We start from the raw sequence: 16,610 nt of genomic DNA, 5'->3' as shown, positions 1-16,610 counted from the left end.
TCGGTGTAGGGGGCGAATGCCTGGGTGCAGGCGTTGATGTGGGCGGCGAACACCGGTTCGTGGGCGAGGAGGTGCTGGCCCATGGCGGGCCACTGTGAGCCCTGCCCGGGAAACACGAAGACCGTCTTGCCGCTCAGCGCGGTGCCGGTGGCGAGGCCGGGATGCGGCAGACCCTCCGCCAGCGCGGACAGGGCATCCAGCCGGTCCTCGGAAACCGTCACCACAGCGCGGTGCTCGAACGCCGCACGACCGGTCGCCAGCGAGAACGCCACGTCCGCCGGGTCGAGTTCGGGCGCGTTGGACACGAAACGGCGCAGCCGGCGGGCCTGCCCGCGCAGCGCCGCCTCGGTGCGCGCCGAGAGCACCCACGGCGCGGGGACACGGCTCACCTCACCGGCCCCCGGACCCGGCGCCGCCTCCAGCACGACGTGGCAGTTCGTACCGCCCATGCCGAACGAGGAGACACCCGCGTACGACGGACCCTCGGGCCACCGGACATGGTCCGTCTGCACGCGCAGGTTCAGCCCGTCCAGGTCGATGTCCGGGTTGGGGGTTGCGAAGTTGAGGCTGGCCGGGATCTCCCGGTGCGTGATCGACAAGGCGGTCTTCAGCAGGCCCACGATGCCTGCCGCGCCCTCCAGATGGCCCACATTGGTCTTGGCGGAGCCGACCAGCAGCGGCGTGTCCCCGGGGCGGGCCGAGCCGATCGCCGCACCCAGCGCCGCGGCTTCGATCGGGTCGCCGACCGGCGTGCCCGGGCCGTGCAGCTCGACGTACTGGACGTCGGCGGGCGAGACGCCTGCGCGTGCGCAGGCGCGGCGCAGCACCTCCGCCTGGGCGGCGGCGTCGGGCACGGTCAGCCCGCCGGAGGCGCCGTCGTTGTTGACGGCGCTGCCGCGGATCACGGCGTAGATGCGGTCGCCGTCGGCCTGCGCCCGCTCCAGCGGCTTGAGTACGACGGCCCCGCCGCCCTCGCCGCGCACATAGCCGTTGGCGCGGGCGTCGAAGGTGTAGGCGACGCCGTCGGGCGACAGCCCCCCGAACCGGGTCAGGCCGAGGGTGGACTCCGGGGCCAGGATGAGGTTGACGCCGCCGGCGATCGCCAGCTCGGACTCGCCGGTGCGCAGGCTCTCGCACGCCAGGTGCACCGCCACCAGCGCGGACGACTGGGCGGTGTCCACGGTCAGACTGGGTCCGCGCAGGCCGAGCGTGTAGGAGACGCGGTTGGCGATGATGCCGCGGTTGATGCCGGTGACGGCGTGCGCGGTGATCGCCTCGGGGCCCTGCTGGTGCAGCAGGGTGGCGTAGTCACCGGCGGTGGTGCCGATGAAGACACCGGTCCGGGTGCTGTGCAGGGAGGCGGGTACCACGCCCGCGTCCTCCAGGCACTCCCAGGCCAGTTCGAGGGTCAGCCGCTGCTGCGGGTCCATCGACGCGGCCTCGCGCGGGGCGATCCCGAAGAACGCCGGATCGAAGGTGTCGACCCGGTCGAGAAAACCACCACGGGGCGGAATCGCGCCGTGCTCCGTGCCGACCCAGCGGTCGGCGGGGGCCTCGGTGATTCCGCTCGCGCCGCGGCGCAGAAGATCCCAGAACGACTCCGGGTCAGGAGCCTGCGGGAGACGGCAGGAAATACCGACAATGGCGACAGCGTCAGTGGGCATGAATTCCCTCATGAATGCAGCATCGGCGGCTCTGCTAACCGGCCCCTTGATAGTGGCTAAAGCGGCGTGAGAGCAGGGACGCCAAGGTCCGCAGGAAAACGGACGAGGATTCCTGGACAAAGAAATGACCGCCGGGCATGGGGTGCACCTGGCAGCTCACGGTGGAGTGTTCGGCCCAGCCCGAGACCCGGGCGAGCGGCAGCAGCGGATCGTCGGTGCCCGCGAAGACGTCGATCGGGCAGTCCAGCGGCCGCTGTCCGGACGGCTGGTGGCTCTGGCACACCAGCAGGTCGTCCCGGAGCAGGTCGAGGGCTGCCTTGACCCACTCCGGATAGGCCAGGACCAGCTCGGACATCCCGCCGATGTCCACCATCCAGCGCGCCAGCTCATCATCCGTGAGCTCCAGGGCCGCGGTGATCGGAGCGAGCAGATGGGGCGCCGGATAGGCCCCGGCCATCAGGCTGACGGGCAGGCTACGGCCGCGGGAGGCGCGCAGCGACGTCAGGTTGTAGGCGACGATCGCTCCCATGCTGTGCCCGTAGAACGCGTAGGGAGCCTCGTCCAGCAGGGGACCGAGACCGCGGTCCAGATCCGCCACCAGGGCGTCGATCCTGGTGAACCGCTCTTCGGTGACGCGCCGTTCGCGGCCGGGCAGCAGCACCGGCAGCACCGCGACGCCCGGGCCGAGCTCCTGCTGCCAGTCCTGGAACATCGAGGCTCCGCCGCCCGCGTGGTGGAAACACAGGAGCCGGATGCCGCGGTGTTCCCGCGCGTCGGCGGGCAGGTAGGCGGACAGAGGGTCCATTACGCCGACTGCCTCACGTCACGCGTTCAGCAGGTCGGTGACACGGGCCGCCAGCTCTTTGTCGGCCAGCATGATCCCGTGGTCGGTGTCCACGGGGATCTCCTGGGCGACCACGATGTCCACGCCTGCGGTGCGCATCGCGTTGAGGCCGCTCAGCGGGCTGTTCGAGCTGTAGGCGACGGCGGAGCGCCACTCGTTCAACGGGTCGATCTCACTGGCGGCGGCCAGGTAGCACAGGAAGGAGTCGAAGACACCGAACAGTTCCTCGCGGCGGATCTGGTCGAGGCCGGCGGCGATCAGCGCGGGTTCGCCGAACTCCCACATGAGCCGCATCAGTTCGTTCTTGAGCGGGACCGCTTCGCTGGTCTTCTCGTAGGCCTGCCGGCCCATCTCCCGCGCCTGTGCGATCTGTTCCGTGGAGATCACGTCGGTCAGGAAACCGATGACCTTGTGGTACTGCCAGATCAGGGTCTGCGCCGTGGACAGCTCGGGGTCGAAGAGGACCAACGGCGGCTGCGTGCCCTGTAGTTCGCCCACACGCTCGGCCAGTGCCGCGGCGTAGATCGCGCCGCCGCAGAAGCCCATCAGCGCCCGCACCGGGGGCCGTTCGCTCTCCAGCCGCCGCGCCCAGTGGTCCACGTAGTCGGCGCCCGTCCGCTCGTAGTCGCTCCCCGCGGACGGCGGCACGGATTCCCAGACCTCGAAGCCGGGCCCCAGATTCGCCACCAGATCCGAAAAACGCGCCTCAGGACGGCCGGTGGTGTCGAAGTCGACCGCAAGCACTATTCCCTGGGCGTTGTCGTCCTTCACCAGAGTCTTCCAACCCTCTGATTCGGTCACCATTTCTCCTTGGCCGCGGACAATTCGAACTCGAAGCAGCCTAGGACGCGCGAGGTGCCGCCCTGTAGCCCCTACACCCCCTAACGGACCCCCTTAAACGGGCGGACGGCACCCGGAATAGGGCCGTCGAGCGCCCTTAGGGGTGCCCGTACTCATCGGCCGTCCGTACCGTGAGCCGCAAAGTGACACTGCACGCACTGTGTGAATTGCTCATTTCCCATCCGGCAGGGAGGCTCAATGGGGCCCGCAGCACAGCCCAGCGCACGGTCTGTACGCGATCTTTCACCGGCCACGCGCAAGGAAGAGGCCGTGTGGTTGTTGGAGCGGCTGGTGCCCGATGCCGCAGCCAACAACCTGGCGCTGGCCTTCCAGGTGGACGGCCGGCTGGACGTCTTCGCTCTGCAGGAGGCGCTGGAGCTTTTGTTCCGCCGCTACGACGTCCTGCGCACCGTCTACTACGCCACCGGCGCCGAACTGCTGAAGGGCGTGGTCCCGCCGTCGGAATTCTCCATTCCGCTGGAGGAGATCGATGACTTCGCCGTGCCGCCCGAGGGCATCGAGCCGGCGCTGCGCCCCTTCGTCACCCGCCGCTTCGTCTTCGACGGCCGTCCGCTCGCCCGAGCCGGCCTCTTCCACCACCCCGACGGCGACCTGCTCTGCCTGGCCTTCCACCACCTCGACTACGACATCATCTCCGGAACGGTCCTCGTCGAGGAACTGGTCTCCCTCTACGGCGACATCGTGGCCGGCCTGGCGCCCGACGAGGAACTGCTCACCACCGTCGGCGCCTTCACCGAGCCCGAGCCGAGCGCGGCGAGCCTGGCCTACTGGCGCGAGCGGCTGGAGGACTTCGACCCGGCGGGCCTGGACCTGTCGTGCGGCGCCCCCGACCCGGCCGAGACGACGATGCGGGGCGACCAGGTCGTCCATGTGCTGTCCGCCGAGGCCAGGGAGGTCGTGAAACAGCTGCAGCGGGAGGTGCGCGCCCCGGAGGCGGTCGTGCTGCTCGCCGCCTACGACCTGCTGCTCGCCGCACACGGGGCCGGCCCCGACATCACCGTCGGCTCCCCGGTGAGCGTCCGCCCGCCCGGCGCCCCCCGCACCGTGGGCCACCACACCAACGTGCTGCCCCTGCGGGTGTATGTCGACCGGCAGGAGAACTTCCGCACGCTGGTCCGCAAGACCCGCGACGCCTACTTCGGCGCGCTCGCCCACGCCGGGGTGACCGTCGACAGCATCTCCGAGCTGGTGCCCCGGGCCGGCTCCTCGTGGCGCAACCGGCTGTGCCGCCACCTGTTCAACTACTTCCCGCAGCTGGGGATGACCGACTTCGAGGTGGCCGGGCAGCGCGCCTGGCCGATCGTCGTCGAGAACGGCTTCAGCAAGTTCGACCTCGAGTTCTTCATCGCGTCCGCCGAGGACCGCATCACGGTCAACGCGCGCTACTCCACCGAGAAACTGGACCGCGCGGACGCGCAGGCGCTGCTGCTGCGCTACGAGGCGCTGCTGCTGTCGCTCGGCGCGGATGTGGACCGGCCCACCGGCGAGATCCAGGTGTGGAGCGAGCAGGACCGTGCCGTGATCGGCGCGGCCAACGACACCGCCCATGAGTTCGACCCGCCAGGCGTCGTGGAGGCGGTGTACCGCCACGCCCGCGACACCCCGCAGGCGGTGGCGGTCCAGCACGGCGACCGCTCCGTGACCTACCGGCAGATCTGGGACACCGCCCAGAGCACCCGCGCCACCCTGGCCGGTCTGGGCATCGGCTCCGGCGACATCGTCGCCCTCGCCGCCGCCCGCTCGCCCGAGCTCGTCGCCACGGTGCTGGGCATCTGGCTGTCCGGTGCCGCCTACCTCCCGGTGGACCCCGAGCACCCCGTGCAGCGCGTGACGTATCTGCTGGAGGACTCCGGCGCCAAGGCCGTCTTCACCGACCGCGACCTCGGGCTGCCCGCCGCCGAGGACAAGCCCAATCTGCCCCTGGCACCGGTCGCCGCCGCGGACGCCGCGGCCGACGCGGCCGGCCTCGCGCCCTTGCCTGCCCCCGTCGATCAGGAGTCCCTCGCCTACCTGATCTACACCTCGGGCTCCAGCGGCCGCCCCAAGGGAGCCCTGCTCCCGCACCGCGCCATCTCCAACATCGCCGCCGACTACACCGTGCGGCTGCGCGCGACGCCGGACACCGCGACGCTGTGGATGACGACGTTCGCCTTCGACATGGCCAACCTGGAGCACTACGTACCGCTCTACTCCGGCGGCCGCATCGTGATCGCGCCGGACGAGGCCCGGCTGGACGGCAAGGTGCTGCGCGGCCTGATCGAGCGCTACGACCCCAGGATCCTCCAGGCCACGCCCACCACCCTGCGCCAGGTCCTCGACCACGTCGAGGACCTGCTCGCGGGGCGCGTCGTCGTCACGGGCGCCGAACCCGTACCGGTCACCCTCGCCAAGCGCCTGCTGGCCACCGGCTGCGAGGTCGTCAACGCCTACGGCCCCACCGAGACCATCACCTGGTGCACCTGGGGCGTCGTCCCCGCCGGCCTCGGCGACCGGATCGACGTCGGCGGGCCGATCCGCAACATCCGGATGATGGTCCTCGCCCCGGACGGACGGGAACTGCCCGTCGGTGTCCGCGGCGAGGTGTGCATCGCCGGCGCCGGCGTCTGCCACGGCTACCACGGACGGTCCGAGCTGAACGCCGAACGGTTCGGCGAGCACCCCGAGTACGGCCGGTTCTACCGGTCGGGCGACGTCGGCCAGTGGCTGCCGGACGGCAGGCTGGAGCTGTTCGGCCGGGCCGACCGCCAGGTCAAGCTGCGCGGCAACCGCATCGAACTGGGCGAGGTCGAGGCAGCCTTGCTGGGTCACACGGACGTCCGGGGCGCGGCGGTGATCGTGGTCGGCGACCGCAGCGCCGACGGCCGGCTCGTCGCCTTCGTCGAGTCGGCCGCCGACGGCGACATCTCCGACAGCCTGTGGGAGTACGCCCGCACCGAACTGCCCCGTGCGGCGGTTCCCCAGGACTTCATCGTGGTGGACACCCTGCCCACCAACGCCAACGAGAAGGTCGACTACCTCGCCCTGGAGCTCCTGGCGACCACTCATCAGGCCACGCACGGCGGCACGGGAGCCACGGACGCGTCCTCGGACGACGACCTGGTCAACCAGCTCATCGCCATCTGGCTGGAGGTCCTGGGCCGCGACGGCGTGAACGCGCGGACCAACTTCTTCACGCACGGTGGGCACTCGCTGCTCGGCGCCCGGCTGGTGCAGGACGTCGAGGAGGCCGTCGGCGTCACCGTGAAGCTGGCCGACCTCTTCTCGAACCCGACCCCGACCGCCCTGGCCGCCCACATCAGGCAGTCCAGGGTCCTCAGCTGAACCGCGGTACCGAAACAGCACAGGGGCTGGTGCCCGACTCCGTCCGGAGCCGGGCACCAGCCCCCGTTTCTTTGTGCGGGAGCGCGGCGTGAAGGCACCGGCGAAGAAGGTTCCGCACACCGGGCCCGACGGCGTGACCGGCGCCCGGGCAGCCCGACGCCCGCGCCGGGAAGCCGGCGCGGGCGGGTGGCAGTGGGCCCTCGCGTCAGACGCCGGCCCCGGTGGCGCCGGCCCGGCCGGCCAGGCCCAGGCTCCGGCTCCGGCGGCGTGCGGACAGCAGGCTGCGGATCCGGGCCGCCTGGTACATGAGGCCGAGGTAGAGCGTGCGGCCGTCCCTGACGCCCTGCATGCGCAGCAGGGACAGGGCCAGCCACAGCTTGTTCTCGTCACCGTGGGCGGGCGAGCCGTGCACGTCGTCGTGGACCAGCAGATGCAGGTTGCGCACCTGACGACGCAGCACCGTCAGGTCCCCGGGCGGGATGACCTCGTCGCGCAGGCTCGCCACATAGGCCACCGGGATGTCCAGCGCGGCCAGCCGGTCGGCGGGCAGCGCCCAGTCGGCCAGCTCGTCCATGCCGGCCCCCGTCAGGTGCGCCAGCGTGTCGACGGTGACCTGGGGAAGCTCCTTGCGCCAGACGGTGTCGGTGAAGAACTCGCCGAGCGGAGCGCCCACGGTCGCGACGCCCCGGATGCGGGAGTCGTCCATCGCGCAGCGCAGCGCCAGATGACCGCTGAAACTCATGGCGAGCGCGTAGGCGCGCGCCACATCGGCCCGGTCGGCCACCGCGTCGAGCACGGCGGACAGGAAGCCAGGGCTGTCACCGTCGTAGGGGACGGTGTTCTCGCCGACCTGCGGCAGTTCGGTGGCGACGGCCGCCATCCCCAGCCGGGCGAAGACGGGCAGAGCGGGCGCCCACTGTTCCTTGAGGGTGAGATGCCCGCCCATCACGATCAGCAGCGGCTTGCGCCGGGTGGCGGACAGACCGCTGGTCCAGCAGCCGACCCGGCGCCCCCTGTACTCGACGTCGAGACGGTGTACGTCCTGGCCCTCCCGCCAGTTCTCGAACATGGCGAGGGACTTCTCGTACGCCTCCTGGCGGGCGGGTCCGTCCACGAAGGGGAAGCGCGCCATCAGATAGCGGCGGCCGGCTTCGAGGGGCCGGCCCCGCCCGGCGAGGCGGTCGCCCTCGAGGCACCATTCCCCGGCCCAGGAGCCGGGGCCCCGCCCGTCGCTGTGAATGCGGCCGACGAGCCGCGCGTAGTCCGGTATCTCCAGACCGCGGGCATGCACCTCGGCGTACTGCTTGAGCTCCTCGACGCTGTTCACGCTCACTCCTCACCCGTGAGGTTCTCGAGGGCGTACTTGAGTTCCGCGAGGACGTCCGCGGCCTCGGCGCCGTCGATGACGCGGTGGTCGAAGGTGAAGGACAGATGCATCACCGGGGCGATCCCGACGGCCCCGTCCCGTACGACAGGCCGCTCCGTGATCCGTCCCACCCCCAGCGTGACGGTGGTGCCGCCCACCGAGTAGAACGCGTCGACGGGGCGGTGCCCCAGCGAGGTGACGGCGAAGGTGCCGAAGGCGGCACCGCGGCGGGACAACGGGCGCACCCCGAGGCGGAACAGCAGACCGCCCAGCGGCCAGGGCAGCCGCTGCAGCAGCCGCGCCCCGGCGAACTCGGGCATGGTCTGCGGGTCACCGTCGCGGAAGTGGTCCACCTGCCGCTGGATGTCCGCGAGGGACGCCTGCTGCAGATCGGGCAGGACGGCGGACAGCACGATCCGCCGGCCCTTCACGGTCCGGTCCAGCGTGAACTTGCCGTTGGCCGAGGGATATCGGGCCACCCGCGGGAAGCGCCGGCCCCGTATCGCGGCATTGGCCTCGGGGTGCGCGGCCAGTACGCGCGCGGCGGTGTGCAGCACATAGGTCACCACGGAGTATTTGTGCCGGGTTTCCCGGTGCCGCACGACCGCGCTCATATCGACATCGGTCCCGAGGAACACCGGAGAGATGGCGCGGATTTCACGGAGGAATTGCAGCGTGTGCCTGCGTTCCCCAGCGACAGGGGTGATATTCACCCGGCCAGTGTGCCCGGAAGTGCTGGTGGCTTCCTCGAGGACGGCTCAAGCACCTCGTATTAGACGGAATTTAGATCCCGGGCCAAGCCTGAATGGTGCACGACCAGGCCCTGCTGACGCAGAGAAATGGAGAAGCATGATGTCTGGGACCGGCACAAACACGGTATCCGTCGTCGACGGCTCGTCGCTGCTGAGTTACGAGGGCGTGCACGACGCCCGGCTGCGGGTGGCCGAGCGTCTGGTGCAGACCCCGGTCGTGCGCAGCGAGGAGCTGGACCGGCTGGTGGGGGCGCGGCTGTGGCTGAAGGCTGAGAATCTGCAGCGCGGCGGCTCGTTCAAGATGCGCGGTGCGCTGCTCGCCGTCGAGCGGCTCGCCGGGAGCGGCAGCCGCGGCGTGGTGGCGCAGAGCACCGGCAACCATGCGATCGCCGTGGCGATGGCCGCCGCCGAGTACGGGCTGCCGGCGGTCCTGGTGCTGCCCACCGACGCCGCGCCGACCAAGGTGCGCCGCATCCGTGACGCGGGTGCGGAAGTACTTCAGGCCGGGACGGTTCTGGCGGAGCGGATCGCGGTGGTCGACGAGCTGAAGGCGGCGCGGGGACTGGATGAGATCGACCCCTATCAGAACCCCGATGTCGTGGTGGGACAGGGCACGGCCACCGCGGAGCTGCTGCACCAGGTGCACGCGGCGGGCGGCGCGCTGGACGCGGTGGTGGTGCCGGTCGGCGGAGGCAGCGCGCTGGCCGGAGCCTGTCTGGCGACCCGCGGTCACGGCATCGACGTGATCGGGGCGGAACCCGCCGCGGTGCCCGCCCTCACCGCCGCCCTGCGGGCCGGGGAGCCCGTGACGGTCGACCCCCGGCCCACGATCGCCGACGGACTGCGGCCCGACCGTATCGGCCGGCTGCCCTACGACCTCGCCCACCAGACGGTCACCGGCGTGGTGACGGTCGACGAGGATGCCATAGCCGAGGCTCTGCGGCTGATTCTGATCCGGGCCCGGCTGCTGGTCGAGCCCGCCGCGGCCACCGCGCTGGCCGGTGCGCTGCGCATCGCCGCCACCGGCCGCGCCCGCGACATCGGGGTGCTGATCTCCGGCGGCAACGTCGAGCCCAGCCTCGTGGCCGCCCTGCTGGACCAACGCTCCTGAGACCGGTGCCCGGCAGATCGAGCATGGAGTCCGGGAAAAGGCTGGCTTCAGAACCCCTCTCTAGCGTCAAAGACCACCCCGGCAAGAAGAAGGGAATCAAAAGATGCGTCTGTGGAACTTCAGGCGGATGAGAGTGATCGCACCGGCCGCCGCGATCCTCGCCTGCACAACTGTCGTGGGGCTGGACACCCTTCCCGCGAAGGCCGAACCGGCCGCCACGAAGGAGTGCAGGAACTTCCACTGGCGGGAGAAGATGCCGGTGTTCGACACGAACATGCCGCCGGCCGAGGACGTCCCGGCCGGATTCCAGGCGAACTGGTTCGACGTGCTCTACGACTGGGACACCGGTGAGAAGGTGGGCACCGCGGTCGGCGCGATGGACATCATCCACGAGCGCGAGTCGGACGGTCACGACATCGAGTTCCAGTGGGAGATGTTCCATCTGCCCGACGGAACGATGCAGGCCGGGAGCTACTTCGACCGGAGCGACGTGATCGCGGGCAACTGGATCACCCAGCCGGTCGAGGGCGTGAGCGGCGCCTACCGCGGCTGGCGCGGCGACTGGACCTGGCGTGCCCTCTTCGAGATTCCCGACGCTCCGCCGGACTTCGAGGCCGTGATCAAGATCTGCTCGCGCTGACCCATGGCCGCGCCGCCCGACGGAAGCCGTACCCGAGGCGGCGCGGCCATAGGCCGGAAGAATTAGGGGTCTGCCGAACAGAGTAGGGGATGTTCGGGGTTACGGGTCTCCTTCCCATTTACCTAAGCTCGGAGTGCACCCGCGGGTCAGGACGACAACAGGTGAGTGCAGGAAAGGGATCGACATGACGGGGTCGACGAAATTTGACGGGGAGTGGATACGCCGCTTCCATCCCTCCAACGAAAGCGAATTCCGGCTCTTCTGCTTCCCGCACGCGGGCGGTTCGGCGAGCTATTACTACGCGCTGTCACAAGCCCTGGCGCCCGCTGTGGACATGCTCGCCCTTCAGTACCCGGGCCGGCAGGACCGCCGGGCGGAGGGCTGCATCGTCGACCTCTGCGAACTGGCCGACCGCGTCTACGCGGCACTGCGGCAGGCGGAGGACGGCAGGCCGGCGGTGTTCTTCGGCCACAGCATGGGCTCGATCCTGGCCTTCGAGGTGGCGCGCCGCTACCAGGAGGATGCCGGATCGGCCCCCGCCTGGCTGTTCGCCTCGGGCTATCCGGCTCCGTCCCGGCTGCGGGGCGGAACGGTCCACCGCCGTGACGACGCCGGCATCCTGGACGAACTGCGTGTCGTGGGCGGGACCGACCCGGTCTGGCTCGAGGACGAGGACCTGATGGCGTCGATCCTGCCGGCGGTCCGCGGCGACTACACAGCCGTGGAAACCCACCCTCGCGTGACCGGGGTGCGGCTCGACTGCCCGATCACGATGCTCACCGGCGACGACGACCCGCACACCACGATCGCCGAGGCCGAGGCCTGGGGCGAGCACACCGCGGACGAGTTCTCCCTCCATGTCTTCGAGGGCGGGCATTTCTATCTCGACCGGCACGGCCCGGAGATCGCCGACATCATTGCCGGCACGGTCAAGGAAATCTCCGCCACCGTCAAGGGAATGGCCCGCTAGCCCTGCAGAGGAGAGGAAGAGCAGTGAAGTACGAACTGCTGGGAACTCTGCGCCTGGTCGACGGCGAACGAAGCAGCTTCATCAGTGCGCAGAAACTCGAGATCCTGCTCGCCACGCTCCTCATCAGAGCAGATCATGTGGTGACGACGGATCAGCTCATGGGCGAGGTCTGGGGCGACCGGCTGCCCCGACGGGCGACCGCCGGCCTGCACGTGTACATATCCGAACTCCGCAAGCTGCTGCACCGCGCGGGCCGCACCGACTCCCCGATCGTCACCCGCTCCCCGGGATACATGCTCAGGGGCGGCGAGGACGCCATCGACGCCGAGGAGTTCCTCGAGCTGACCGAGCTCGGCCGCAAGCACATGAGGGAGCGGAACTTCGAGCAGGCCTGCGAGAACTTCGAGGCGGGGCTGGCGCTCTGGCGCGGCCCGGTACTCGGTGACATCGGCATCGGCCCGATCGTCCGCAGCTTCGCCACGCGGCTGACCGAGACCCGCACCGACTCCACGGAGATGCTCGTCGATGCCCAGCTCCAGCTCGGCCGCCACCGAGAACTCGTAGGACTGCTCTACACCCTCACCGCCGAGAATCCGCTGCGCGAGGCCTTCCACCGCCAGTTGATGCTCGCGCTCTACCGGTCCGAGCGGCAGGCCGACGCGCTCAAGGCCTACCAGTCGGCCCGCAAGACCCTCATCGACGAGCTGGGCCTGGAGCCGTGCGCTCCGCTGCAGGATCTCCACCGCGCCATCCTGCGAGCCGACCCCCGGACCCTCGACTTCTGCGCCGCAGCTGCCTAGAAGACGGCGCTCAGGGCCGGCCGCCCGCCCTCCCGTCGGGAAGGCCCGGCAGCCGGCGACTCATCGAATCCAACGCCGACCGCAAGGAGTTCCGACATGCAGACGAAGAACGCCACCCTCAACGCCGTACTCCTCGGATCCCCCTACCGGCCCGATGAGTACGAGATCGTCACGCACGTCGCAGACCTCAACGACACCTTCAAGCTGAAGGTGGAGAACAGGTACGACCACTTCATGCCGACCGACGAGGTCGTGCGGCGCGACGACCGCGAACTGCGCGTGTTCCGGTACATACGGCACACTTACATAGCGGAGTAGGGTGCGCTCGCCCTCGCGGGCCCCTCGACCACGTCCCCGTGGGGAAGGCGCAACTTCCCCACGGGGACTTCCATGTCCCGGGCCCGCAGCCGCGAAGTCCGGACACCGGCGCGAGGCGGCAAGAGGCGGCAAGAGGCGGCAACAAGGACGCGTGCCCGTCAGGACTCGACCGACAGGCTGCTGTCCGCCGCCAGCTCCAGCGGCAGGTCCCCGCGGGAACTGATCCGCAGCTTCCGGTACACCTTCGTCAGATGCTGCTCGACCGTGCTCACCGTGAGGTAGAGCTTCGCGGAGATCTCCCGGTTGGTCAGCCCCTGCGCGGCAAGCGTGGCCACACGATGCTCCGAGCTGCTCAGCCTTGCCCCCGCCTCCGCCCCCGGCGGCGAGGGGGTGCGGACGGCGCCGCCGAGCGGCGCCTGCGGGAGGATCTCCCGGCACAACGGTGCCGCCCCGCACTCCCCGGCCAGCTGCCAGGCCGCCTGGAGCAGGGCCTCGCCCTTGGCGGGCCGTGCGCCGTCGGCCTGGGTCGCACGCCCCAGGTCGGCCATGACCCGCGCCGTCGCCAGCCGGTCTCCCGACCGGTGCAGTTCCTCCTGCGCCTGCGTCAGCAGCGACATCCGTCGCTGGACGGAGGGCGAGGCCAGGGCCTGTATGCGCAAGGCGAGCCCCTTCGGCCACGGACGCTGCCCGTCGGGCCGGGCCAGCTGTTCGCCGGCGAGCCGCGCCGCCTGCTCGGGCCGGCCCAGACTCAGCAGCGCCTCGGCGGCGTCGGTACGCCACGGCAAATACGCGGGGCTGTCGATCCCCCACGTCCCGAGCAGCCGGCCGGCCTCGAGGAAGTCGGCGAGCGCGGAGCGCGGCTGACCGCCCGTCAGCTGGTGCAGCCCGCGGGCACGGAGAAACGCCGGCCCGTGCAGCGTCCCCAGAAGACCGCGCGGCACCGGCTGGTCGGCCCGGCGTGACGCCTCGGTGTACTGGCCCATGGCATCGCAGGCACGGATGAGGACGGCCGTCGCGCTGTACGCGGACGTGCCCGTGCTCTGCTCGGGCAGCACCTCCAGCGCGCGCGTCGCGAAGGAGCCGGCCCCGGCCAGGTCCCCGGTGCGCAGCAACGCCTGGGCATGCAGGGTGGCGAAGGCCGCCTGCCAGCCCGGAGCCCCACGGTGCTCGGACTCCTCGATCAGGCGGCGGCTCCACGGCAGGGCCCGTTCGGGGTGATCGCTGTGCACGAGGTCGAACAGCGCCTGCCGGATGGGCACCACGGTGGCCTCCGTCAGCCGGGCCGAGCGCAGCAGCTGCTCGCCGGCCGGCGCCGTGGCCCCGGCGGTGGGGATCGCCGGCAGCACCAGGCCCTTCGGCTGTGCGTCGTCGGCGTCGGCGAACAGGTCCGCCACATCCGCGCACCGGCCCTGAGCGATCAGCAACTGAGCCAGCGGCTGCACCTGTTCGGCGTCGAGCAGGCCGCACCGCAGGGCGGTCACGGCGGCGTCGAGATGCCGCTCGGCGGCAGCCGGGTCGAGCCGGGACGCGAGCCGGGCCAGCCGGATTCCGACCGCGTTGCGCTGTGCCTCGTCGGCGCAGGCCTGACGGGCCAGCTCCAGCAGCCGTACGGCCCGCAGCGCGTCGTCGTCGGCCGACAGCGCCTCGGCGGCGTCGCGCAGCGCCTCGAACTCCGCGGCGGTGGCGGTCCAGCGGCCGCCCGCGTACGTGTCAGCGGCCGCCAGCAGATGGTCGGCGACACGGGCGGCCGGGCAGCTGTCCTCGCGCAGCACCAGAGCGGCGCGGCGGTGCAGGTGGCCGCGGTTGTCCGCCGCCACCCCGCTGAGCACCGCGTCGTGGGCCGCGGGGTGCCGTGCCTGCGCGTCGCGCAGGACTCCGGACGCCTCCAGGGCGGTGAGCCCCTGACGCACCACGTGCGGTGCCAGCCCCAGCATCCGGGCGATCCGCTGCGGGGTAGCGAGGGTGCCCAGAAGCACGCAGGCCTGCGCCACCGAGGCGGCGACGGGGCCGCTGCGATGCAGACAGGCCGCGACGGCCATGGCGTACGGGCCACCGGGCCGGGGCCTCGGACCCGCCGCCGGGGCGCTCGGGCACTCCTCGAACAGGGCCCGCAGCAGCAGCGGGTTGCCCCCGCTGAGGTCGTACAGCGGACCGGCCAGATGCCCGTGGCCGACCGCCCTGGCAGCGTCGCCCACCTCCGGCCGGGAGAGGCGGTCGAGCTCGATCCGCCGGAAGTCGGGGCGACGCATGAGTTCGGTGACGAACGCGGGGCGCTGCGACTCGTGATGGAGCGCGAGAGCCACGACGATCAGGATCCGGGCCGAGCGCACATGGCGTGCCAGGTACTGGAGATGATCCAGCGACCCGTCGTCGGCATGGTGGGCGTCGTCGACGCAGATCACCACGGGTACGTCCGTGCTCAGTTCGCGCAGCTGCGCGCCGAGTTGCTGCATGCTCTCGACCCGGGAGCCCGCCCGGTCGCCGGCGGTGCTCCAGGGCAGCGACAGGCTGCGGTCGCTGTGGATCAGCTGGCGCAGCGCGCTCAGCGGTGTCCGGCGCTCACCGGCGAAGCAGACGGCGCTGAGGACCACGGCCCCGGCCGTCGAGGCCCGCTCGATGACGGCGTCGAGGACGGCGCTCTTGCCGCAGCCGCTGGGGCCTTCGACGAGGACGGTCCGGGGCCCGCCGGTGAGGCGGCCGGTGAGGACCTCGTCGACTGCGCCGAGCGCAGCTTTCCTGCCCATCAACGTCATGATCGCCCCGTCCACGGTGGTCCGCGTTCTTCGCGACCAGCGTGGGCACACCCCCTACAGGGGTGGTCGAGTCGGGACGGAGCACTGGCAGGGGCTGGAGCCGCACCGCTCGGCACACACCAGCCCCGCGGCGCGCAACTCGCCGACCCAGAGGTCGAGATCCGCCTGGGTGTTCACCGGGTCGGCGTCCCAGAGCGCCGCCAGCAGCCGGGCCGCGGCGGCCACGTCCCCGTCGCAGCGGCGCAGCGCGATCCACATCGCCGCACACACCGGGGCGCACCGGAAACGGCGGCGCGGCCGCTCCGCCGCCATGTGCAGGTGTCCCTCCGCGTCCACGTGGATGCGTACCTGGGGCACCGGACGCACATGCACAGGCACCTCCAGGCCTCAACCGCCCCCGATTTCCCCGGAAACACGCTCCCGCCCGCGGCGAAAGACGCGAAGACAACCGCAAAGGCGCTCGGCAGGCCATTGCAAGGGAACTTCCCAAACCATCGTGCTGCCCGGACTCGTGAGGTGGCAAGAGCGGAGGACCCCTACACCCCCGCGCGCGACCGGCCCGGGGATAGGGGTGACCCGGGCGTTTCGCAGCCATGACCTGCATCGGACGGACCAGTAAGCGGAATCCAGCCGATTCGTACGCCGATTCGTATGCCAGGTCGGCCGAATAACGCCGTGGCCGCCCGTGAGAAAGGGAACCTGAGCCCCCCGCGGGCTGCACCGGTGCTCCCACGTTCCTCCACCTGCGCAAGGCAGCATCGGTGCCGGCTCTTTGTACCCGACACGAAGAAGGCAAGGCCGGGACCTGGCACCGGCGCCGCACGACTCGCTGAGCGGGATCCCGCACGGCTTCTTCGCCGACCGGGCCGCCCGGGACCGCAACAAGGAACTCGCCCGCGCCCTGGTCGTGGCCGGCTGCCGCGAGCCGGCCTGCGCGTACGGGGTGGTCGTCCCGTGCGCCGGAGGCCGGGGCGGGGAGCAGGAAGCCGTGGCAGACCTGTGCCACGGAAGGCGGGCTCGGGCCGGCCAGGTCACTGCCCCCCGAACCGCACGCCTGGAGCGCCGGTGGAGAGGCCGTTTTCCCTGTGCCAGGCAAGGCAACTCTGTCCACTGTGAGATGGCGTCCCGCCACGTGGTGTAGGGGATCAAGACACCGGAATCCGCAGGCCAGGGGCGCCGACCATGCCCGATCAGATGTCCAACTCGCCTT

Annotated in this window: 13 protein-coding genes; 6 read left to right on the top strand and 7 right to left on the bottom strand. The window is 71.1% G+C overall.

Annotation, left to right across the window (positions count from 1 at the left end):
* The 3 genes from AB0D57_RS44780 to AB0D57_RS44770 all read right to left on the bottom strand — a co-directional run.
* Nucleotides 1–1,664 (bottom strand): type I polyketide synthase (locus AB0D57_RS44780; protein ID WP_362088051.1); only part of this gene is annotated, 1,664 nt, incomplete at its 3' end.
* 34 nt (nt 1,665–1,698) lie between these two features.
* Nucleotides 1,699–2,469, bottom strand: a complete 771-nt coding sequence (locus AB0D57_RS44775) for an alpha/beta fold hydrolase (RefSeq protein WP_362088049.1) — start codon at nt 2,467–2,469, stop codon at nt 1,699–1,701.
* An 18-nt stretch (nt 2,470–2,487) separates the two neighbouring features.
* The gene (locus AB0D57_RS44770; RefSeq protein WP_362088047.1) at nt 2,488–3,312 is read right to left on the bottom strand and encodes a hypothetical protein; all 825 of its coding nucleotides are present in this window, start codon (nt 3,310–3,312) and stop codon (nt 2,488–2,490) included.
* A 306-nt stretch (nt 3,313–3,618) separates the two neighbouring features.
* Here AB0D57_RS44770 and AB0D57_RS44765 point away from each other — a divergent pair, with 306 nt between their 5' ends.
* Nucleotides 3,619–6,690, top strand: a complete 3,072-nt coding sequence (locus AB0D57_RS44765) for an amino acid adenylation domain-containing protein (RefSeq protein ID WP_362088045.1) — start codon at nt 3,619–3,621, stop codon at nt 6,688–6,690.
* A gap of 205 nt (nt 6,691–6,895) precedes the next feature.
* Here the strand turns inward: AB0D57_RS44765 and AB0D57_RS44760 are convergent, their stop codons facing one another.
* Entirely contained in the window at nt 6,896–8,017 is a 1,122-nt protein-coding gene (locus AB0D57_RS44760; RefSeq protein WP_362088043.1) for an alpha/beta hydrolase, read from the bottom strand.
* Between the two features lie 2 nt (nt 8,018–8,019).
* On the bottom strand, nt 8,020–8,769 hold the full coding sequence (locus AB0D57_RS44755; RefSeq protein ID WP_362088040.1) for a 2-oxo acid dehydrogenase subunit E2: 750 nt from the start codon (nt 8,767–8,769) through the stop codon (nt 8,020–8,022).
* 136 nt (nt 8,770–8,905) lie between these two features.
* Between AB0D57_RS44755 and AB0D57_RS44750 the strand changes: the two genes are divergently transcribed.
* From AB0D57_RS44750 to AB0D57_RS44730, 5 genes are all read left to right on the top strand, one after another.
* Nucleotides 8,906–9,919 carry a pyridoxal-phosphate dependent enzyme gene (locus tag AB0D57_RS44750; RefSeq protein ID WP_362088038.1) on the top strand — a complete coding sequence of 338 codons (1,014 nt, stop codon included), beginning with the start codon at nt 8,906–8,908 and terminating at the stop codon, nt 9,917–9,919.
* 127 nt (nt 9,920–10,046) lie between these two features.
* Nucleotides 10,047–10,559 carry a hypothetical protein gene (locus tag AB0D57_RS44745; RefSeq protein WP_362088036.1) on the top strand — a complete coding sequence of 171 codons (513 nt, stop codon included), beginning with the start codon at nt 10,047–10,049 and terminating at the stop codon, nt 10,557–10,559.
* A 184-nt stretch (nt 10,560–10,743) separates the two neighbouring features.
* The gene (locus AB0D57_RS44740) at nt 10,744–11,529 is read left to right on the top strand and encodes an alpha/beta fold hydrolase (protein WP_362088034.1); all 786 of its coding nucleotides are present in this window, start codon (nt 10,744–10,746) and stop codon (nt 11,527–11,529) included.
* A gap of 23 nt (nt 11,530–11,552) precedes the next feature.
* Nucleotides 11,553–12,329 carry an AfsR/SARP family transcriptional regulator gene (locus AB0D57_RS44735; RefSeq protein WP_362088032.1) on the top strand — a complete coding sequence of 259 codons (777 nt, stop codon included), beginning with the start codon at nt 11,553–11,555 and terminating at the stop codon, nt 12,327–12,329.
* 96 nt (nt 12,330–12,425) lie between these two features.
* Complete coding sequence (locus tag AB0D57_RS44730; protein ID WP_362088030.1) at nt 12,426–12,647, top strand: DUF5988 family protein; 222 nt, start codon at nt 12,426–12,428, stop codon at nt 12,645–12,647.
* A 158-nt stretch (nt 12,648–12,805) separates the two neighbouring features.
* Here AB0D57_RS44730 and AB0D57_RS44725 read toward each other — a convergent pair whose 3' ends face one another.
* Both AB0D57_RS44725 and AB0D57_RS44720 read right to left on the bottom strand, forming a co-directional pair.
* Nucleotides 12,806–15,391, bottom strand: coding sequence for an AAA family ATPase (locus AB0D57_RS44725; protein ID WP_362088028.1), 2,586 nt, complete (start codon nt 15,389–15,391; stop codon nt 12,806–12,808).
* A 63-nt stretch (nt 15,392–15,454) separates the two neighbouring features.
* On the bottom strand, nt 15,455–15,766 hold the full coding sequence (locus AB0D57_RS44720) for a PqqD family protein (RefSeq protein WP_362088026.1): 312 nt from the start codon (nt 15,764–15,766) through the stop codon (nt 15,455–15,457).
* Nucleotides 15,767–16,610: the final 844 nt, after the last annotated feature.

It is taken from the genome of Streptomyces sp. NPDC048275 (assembly GCF_040652275.1).
Classification (GTDB): Bacteria; Actinomycetota; Actinomycetes; order Streptomycetales; family Streptomycetaceae; genus Streptomyces.
This window is presented reverse-complemented; position numbering and strand designations above follow the sequence as displayed.